A 6714-nucleotide genomic window follows, 5' to 3' on the forward strand; every position below is an offset into this window, starting at 1 on the left:
TGTAGTGTTTTTGATTTATATCAACCACAACATAATGTGGTTTTTATACAGTGCGCCTCCTTATTTATCTATCCACAGTGAAACGGGAGCCGTAGCCAATGACGACATTTACCACCAAGCAGCCTGACAGCTCTTGTTCGATGAACGAAATGGAAGTGGTTAAGCGGGACGGCAGTGTGGTTGGGTTTAGCCAGGAACGTATTTTCAGTGCTGTTAATAAGGCAGCCAATGCCTGTCAGGAGCCGAATCCGGCATTTGCAGCCTCGGTGACTGCAGAGGTCATGACCCGATTGCGGGGTAAGTCTCGTATCGATATCGATACCATCCAGAAAACCGTCGAAAATGTGTTGATGACCAGCGGTCGACCTGAAATTGCGCGTTGTTATATTGAATACCGTCATGACCGGGATGTTTCCCGGGAAAAGCGTGGACGTTTGTATACCGAAGTTTTGGGCTTGATTGAGCAGAGTAATGCCGATCTGCTGAACGAGAATGCCAATAAAGATGCCAAGGTTATTCCCACTCAACGGGATCTGTTGGCAGGTATTACCGCCCGGGAATTTGCCAAGCGTCATCTGCTGCCGTCGGATGTGGTCCTAGCCCATGAGCGCGGTGAAATTCACTATCATGACCTCGACTATGCGCCGTTTTTCCCCATGTTTAACTGTATGTTGGTGGATCTTGAGAACATGCTGACTCATGGTTTTAAAATGGGCAATGCTGATATTGGTCCTCCTAAATCCATTGCTACAGCGGCAGCGGTCACGGCTCAGATCATCGCTCAGGTGGCGTCTCATATTTACGGAGGTACAACCATCAATCGTATTGATGAGGTGCTGGCCCCCTATGTTCTGATCAGCTATGAGAAACATTTGCAGACCGGGCGGCAATGGCAGATTACGCAGCCGGAAGACTATGCAATGGCACTGACCGAAAAAGAATGCCACGACGCGTTTCAGGCACTGGAGTATGAGGTGAATACACTGCATACCAGTAATGGTCAGACACCGTTCGTGACATTTGGTTTTGGGTTAGGCGATAGCTGGCCGGCGAGAATGATCCAAAAAGCCATACTGCAAAACCGTATGGATGGACTGGGTGTCAATTGTAAGACCGCTATTTTTCCAAAGCTGGTGTTTACCATCAAAGAAGGTCTCAATCGTCGGCCTGAAGATCCCAATTATGATATCAAGCAACTGGCGCTGGCCTGTGCGGTCAGACGTATGTATCCCGATATTCTGAATTACGATCAGGTGGTTAAAGTGACTGGTTCCTTCAAAGCACCGATGGGGTGCCGAAGCTTTTTGTCGGCCTGGTGCAATGAGCAGGGTGAGCTGGTGCATGAAGGACGCAACAATATGGGAGTGGTCAGCCTGAATCTGCCGCGTATTGCCATTGAGGCTTATGGTGACGAACAGCGTTTCTACCAGATTCTGGATCAGCGTCTGATCATTGCCCGCAAAGCACTGGACACACGCATTGAGCGTTTGAGTCAGGTAAAGGCCAAAGTGGCGCCAATTTTATATATGCAGGGGGCATGTGGGGTCAGATTGCAGGCTGAAGATTCGGTGGCCGATCTGTTCAAACATGGAAGGGCGTCCATCAGCCTGGGTTATATTGGCCTTCACGAAACGATAAAAGCGCTCTACGGCCCTGATCAGGTTCTGTTCGATGAACCTGTCTTACAGCAAAAAGCCGTTGCCATCGTCAGATACCTCAGTGATACCGTGAAGCAATGGCAACAGGAGACTGGATATGGCTTTAGTCTCTACAGTACACCGAGCGAAAACCTTTGTAGTCGTTTTGCGGGGCTGGACACCAGACAGTTTGGGTTGATTGAGGGGGTCACCGACAAGGGCTATTACACGAATAGTTTTCATCTTGACGTGGCTCAGGCTGCCAATCCATTTGATAAGTTTGATTTTGAACAACCCTATGCGCCGCTGGCGGCTGGTGGATTTATCAGTTACGCCGAGTATCCCTCCATGCTTCATAATCTTGAAGCATTGGAGCAGGTATGGGATTACAGTTATGACCGGTTACCATACATCGGCACTAATTTGCCGATTGATGAATGCTATGAGTGTGGCTTTCAGGGGGAGTTTCATTGCACCAGTAAAGGGTTTGCCTGTCCTGGTTGTGGCAACAACAACCCCGATACAGTGAGTGTTACCCGCCGAGTCTGTGGTTATCTTGGGTCACCGGATGCACGACCCTTTAATCATGGCAAGCAGATCGAAGTGCAGAAACGGGTTAAACATTTATAAGCGAAAGCCATGAATTTTCATAAATATTTTCCGGTGGATGTCGTCAATGGTCCTGGTACCCGTTGCACATTGTTTGTTTCCGGTTGTGAGCATAAATGTCGGGGATGTTATAACGCCACCACCTGGCCGCTTGATTCCGGCCGGCTTTTTGAACGTACCCTGGAAGATCAGATCATATCAGACTTAAACGATACCCGGATCGTTCGTCGTGGACTTAGTCTCAGCGGTGGCGATCCATTGCATCCTGGCAACTGTGCAGACATTCTCCGGTTGGTTGAAAGAGTGCGTGCTGAAACCTGTGGCAAGGATATTTTTCTCTGGACTGGTTATCAGCTCGCGGCTCTGTCGTCACAACAGCGCCGGATTGTGCAGTATGTGGATGTACTGATTGACGGAAAATTCGAACAGTCACTGGCAGATCCGATGCTGAAATGGCGGGGATCCTCGAACCAGGTATTGCACTTTCTGGGTGAGCATGAAAACCTGCTGTAAGATTCCTGCAGTGATTGACCTTTAATCGCTTTCTTTTCAACATTTTCATCGATGCTATGAATGTTTTCGATCAGTGCAGCGGTTGATGTAGCAAGCATCAGAGAATGGACATGCGCGATGTGCACTCATTTGTCAGGGGTGACACGTGGCGTTTATTTCACAACGTATTTTGAGAGAGAAACAATGATCGGTTATTTAACACTGGGTACCAACGATTTCGACAAAGCGACGGCTTTCTACGACGATCTGTTAGGAATGATGGGGGCCAGCAGAGCTTTTCAAACGGATCGTATGGTGGCTTGGAAGTTTGCTGAAGGCGGAGCCCTGATTTCCGTCATTAAACCCTACGATGGAGAGAAAGCCACTGCTGGAAATGGTTCCATGGTGGCGTTGTCTGTCGAAGATCCGACAACAGTAGATAACCTCCATGCCAAGGCACTTATTCTGGGGGCTACCAATGAAGGGGATCCGGGATTGCGGGGCGAAAATTTTTATGGGGCTTACTTCCGTGACCCGGATGGTAACAAAATGAACTTCTATTGTTGGGTTAAGACAGACCCAAATGCATAATGATTAGGTTACTATGGTAATCGGGCCGTGATATCGCTGGGTTAATCGTGATGCACGAATGCATCATTCTGGAACTCAGGTTCTGTAGGCCCGTTAACCTCCACTGGTTTAGCAGGCTCGCCGACTGTTAACAGGCCGCGTTCCAATGGATTAGAGCGACACATTTGATGTCAAGTTAACAGTAACCCCGGTCAGAGATTATCTGATGCAGTCCAAGCAAACGTTATCGCAGAAACTGTTGCAATTGAAACAGCGTGCACTTGCAACGGAGTATCCTCAATGGCGAAAAGTAACCTCAACGGTATTTTTGAGTCTGGCATGTAGTGTGGTTGTAGGGGCCGCCTGGTACCTCTATTTCGTGACAGGTGCCCTCGCATGCTATAAGGGCTTTTTTTACCTGTCTATACCATGGTTGGTTTCAGAACTGATTGTGATCGCATATTTGTTTTACGGCTCAATTCCCAAAGTGGTTCGTGGCTCCATAGAGATCATCATTGGATGTTCTAACATCTGGTTTGGTCTGTTCTTATTCGGCATCAACGCCTGCGGCGCATAATGCGAATGCAGGCGTCAAGACGATGGTATTGATACCCTTGGTTTTGGATATCTCCACCTCACTTCCCGCTGTTAATTACAGATAGCTTGCCAACTCGCTGCGGGTCAATTGCTCACTTATGAAGTCTGAAACAATGATGCCGTGATGTTGTTTTTGGCCAGACAAGGCCCCAAAATAATTGATCAGGCGAGCGTTGATATCATTGGCGACAGACGGATAGTTAGGGATGCCCAGTACAGGGCGGTAACCGCTGCTGAAGTTTATGTATAACGTTTCTTGCGTATCGTTTTTAGCAGCGTTCAGGTTCTGTTTTATGGCGCGCCATTTATTATCATTGCTGGTCACTTTGACCACATAATAATCCTGAATGTGGATAGGACGGTTTCTAGTGTCGTAAATGTCTGATTCGGCATTGTCAGCCCAGGAGGTGATATCAATGCCGCCAGATGTCCAGAATGAACCGGCAAAACGCCTTAGTAAAACTATTTTTCCGCGGACTTCTCCCAATTGTGGGATGTAGCTGTGAGTCCACCAGAAGTCACGATATAAATCGTTGTTTTCGTAGCTAACGAATGTCTGCTCGAAGCTGCGGGTATTGTTATATGCCTCGTACTCTTGTGATACTTCCATGAGGATGGTTTCAGTGGGATGTGCAGCCAGAAAGTCTGTGACACTTACCAGAACATCATCAAAGTTCAGGTGCTGATAGACCGCACCGTGGTGGACCACCAAGGCATCTTCGTAGTGACGTAAACGTATGTCGAGGTAACGCACACCGATAAGCAGTTGCTCGCGGATGGTCAGATTCTGGGTTTTGGCGGTACCAGCGATTGGTTCGTACATGGCGCCACTGTCATGGCTGCCGGGAATGGTGATAGCCGATAACGGAAGAGAGTCATTGGTTTGTGCCATCCAGTCCGTTAGAGGAATGGTGCTTTGATCGGCAAAGCCCCAATGGGAGATTGTCAGTAACGTCGTTAATAAACAAAACAGGATGGCGGATTTCATAGGTACGGGTTCCGTTTGTGGTTGAAAAAAACAGATGATTCCCACTCTGAATATAAATGTATTATCTGTCAGACCGTAAGATCTCAAATTCATCAATGAGAGTAGGAGTAGGGCATTGTTTGCTGATCATTGTCAGCCAAAAACCGCCGATTTGAATGGCGGCATAAACGACACATCTTATATTGTATGGTGATCGAGTTAAGCTTTTTTGACCTTTGCTCATAGGAATGGATGAGTGGTCGTCGCCATGGTTTCCGCAGTATTTGTTATTGGATGTGGCCTGAAGTAAGGTACCCGGTGTTATATCAAGGGAGGTATGCTGTTGGACATCAAAAATCAGGCGCAATTGATTGACTATGTAAATCATGGAGACAAGGTGAAATATGTCTTTTTCTGGGGCCATCAAAAACCGTCTTCAGGGGTATCCAAAACCTGCTTCAGTCAATGGTATGAATCAGCGTTTGAAGTGGATGGTATGAGATACCCGACGGCAGAACATTTCATGATGGCAGGAAAAGCCCGGCTGTTTGGTGATCATGCCGCTGCACAGCGAATACTTGACTCTGACAATCCTGGTGAGGTTAAGCGCATCGGCCGTTCTATCCAGGGATTTGATGAACAGCGCTGGGTCGAACATCGGTTTAACATTGTCGTTGAGGGCAATCTGGCCAAGTTCCGGCAGAACAAAGCTTTAGGTGATTTTTTGCTGTCGACCAAACAGAGAGTACTGGTTGAAGCCAGTCCAGTGGACAGAATCTGGGGGATCGGATTGGCAGCTGATCATCCGGAGGCCGAAAACCCTAATTTATGGAAAGGTCTGAATCTGCTCGGCTTTGCGTTGATGGAAGTGCGAAACCAGCTGCTTCGCTGTGAATTGTGCTCATAAAGCTGTAGCTAATCAATTTCTGAAAATCTCATCCGGAGCGGAAACAAGTTGATCAATCCAACTGATGGCGTTGGCTTGATCGGTTTTTTGCCGTTTACTGACCGATGTTTTTTGGCTCAGGAGAATCAGTGGCAGTATTAGAATCGCTATTAACAAAAGGAGCCTCTGAAAAATAGGAATAGTTTTGATGCAGGCAATGGAGCATCACTCGCAACACCAAAATTTACGGGTGTCAATGAGGATGTGAGACTGGGACTGACAACGTCTTGCGTGAAATAGGCCATTTTTCAGAGGTTCCAAAGACATAAGTGAGTCTGCACTGATACTGATAAGGTTGTACGTGTCCGATTGAATTAGTCGCCGAATATGGCAGATGTTTCGAATATAATTGCGGGGCTTCCTGATATAGGGCGCGAGTCATATATCGGTGGTCAATTTGAAAAAGATAACACCGATCACCGGTGATATAGGATGTGAGTGAATGGTTGTGGTGTTTATCAGTACATCTTCTCAGCAGTCGATCGTTTGTTTGTTGAGTTAATCGTAGAATGATAAATATTCCGGCATTCAAGAGAATGCCGGAATTGTGGGTTTGAGGCTATTACACCAGCACACCGCTGACCGGGCCGGTACCGCTATAGGAGCTTATGACGCCATGCACTCCCATATATTCCGCAGCAGTATCCAGTAGCTGATGATGATTGTCCGCAGGGATGATCGTTCCCCTGTTAACGGCACTTCCACCACCTGCAAACATGAAGGCGGCATCAACACCAGTATGGGAACCACCATCGCCCATATCTGTGACCTGTACGACAAGTGTCGAATCAATCATCTTACCGCCATTCGGATCATCTTCTGTTTTTAAGCGTTCAATCAGATGTGCCATGCGTTCAGAAAAATAGGTCCGATACTCAGCATAAAAGTCCAGATTC

7 protein-coding genes are annotated in these 6714 nt (G+C 47.4%); 5 read left to right on the plus strand and 2 right to left on the minus strand.

From position 1 onward, the window contains the following. The first annotated feature begins 98 nt into the window (after positions 1–98). The 4 genes from nrdD to ACQY6I_RS11875 all read left to right on the plus strand — a co-directional run bounded on the left by nrdD (position 99) and on the right by ACQY6I_RS11875 (position 3885). On the plus strand, positions 99–2267 hold the full coding sequence (nrdD, locus tag ACQY6I_RS11860; protein WP_428241705.1) for an anaerobic ribonucleoside-triphosphate reductase: 2169 nt from the start codon (positions 99–101) through the stop codon (positions 2265–2267). A 9-nt stretch (positions 2268–2276) separates the two neighbouring features. Next, positions 2277–2759: an anaerobic ribonucleoside-triphosphate reductase-activating protein gene (gene nrdG / locus ACQY6I_RS11865; RefSeq protein WP_428241706.1), complete on the plus strand. Its 483-nt coding sequence runs from the start codon at positions 2277–2279 to the stop codon at positions 2757–2759. Between the two features lie 183 nt (positions 2760–2942). After that, the gene (locus ACQY6I_RS11870) at positions 2943–3329 is read left to right on the plus strand and encodes a VOC family protein (RefSeq protein ID WP_428241707.1); all 387 of its coding nucleotides are present in this window, start codon (positions 2943–2945) and stop codon (positions 3327–3329) included. Positions 3330–3534: 205 nt separating this feature from the next. Beyond that, on the plus strand, positions 3535–3885 hold the full coding sequence (locus tag ACQY6I_RS11875; protein ID WP_428241708.1) for a hypothetical protein: 351 nt from the start codon (positions 3535–3537) through the stop codon (positions 3883–3885). A 75-nt stretch (positions 3886–3960) separates the two neighbouring features. Here the strand turns inward: ACQY6I_RS11875 and ACQY6I_RS11880 are convergent, their stop codons facing one another. Further along, the gene (locus ACQY6I_RS11880; RefSeq protein WP_428241709.1) at positions 3961–4893 is read right to left on the minus strand and encodes a phosphatidylinositol-specific phospholipase C; all 933 of its coding nucleotides are present in this window, start codon (positions 4891–4893) and stop codon (positions 3961–3963) included. 322 nt (positions 4894–5215) lie between these two features. Here ACQY6I_RS11880 and ACQY6I_RS11885 point away from each other — a divergent pair, with 322 nt between their 5' ends. Further along, positions 5216–5779: an NADAR family protein gene (locus ACQY6I_RS11885; protein WP_428241710.1), complete on the plus strand. Its 564-nt coding sequence runs from the start codon at positions 5216–5218 to the stop codon at positions 5777–5779. A 601-nt stretch (positions 5780–6380) separates the two neighbouring features. On the opposite strand, the gene ACQY6I_RS11890 is transcribed toward ACQY6I_RS11885, so the two are convergent. Further along, positions 6381–6714, minus strand: a 334-nt coding sequence (locus ACQY6I_RS11890) for a hypothetical protein (protein ID WP_428241711.1), incomplete at its 5' end; no start/stop codon positions are given.

This window comes from Gynuella sp. (assembly GCF_050297175.1).
In the GTDB taxonomy this organism is placed as follows: Bacteria; Pseudomonadota; Gammaproteobacteria; order Pseudomonadales; family Natronospirillaceae; genus Gynuella.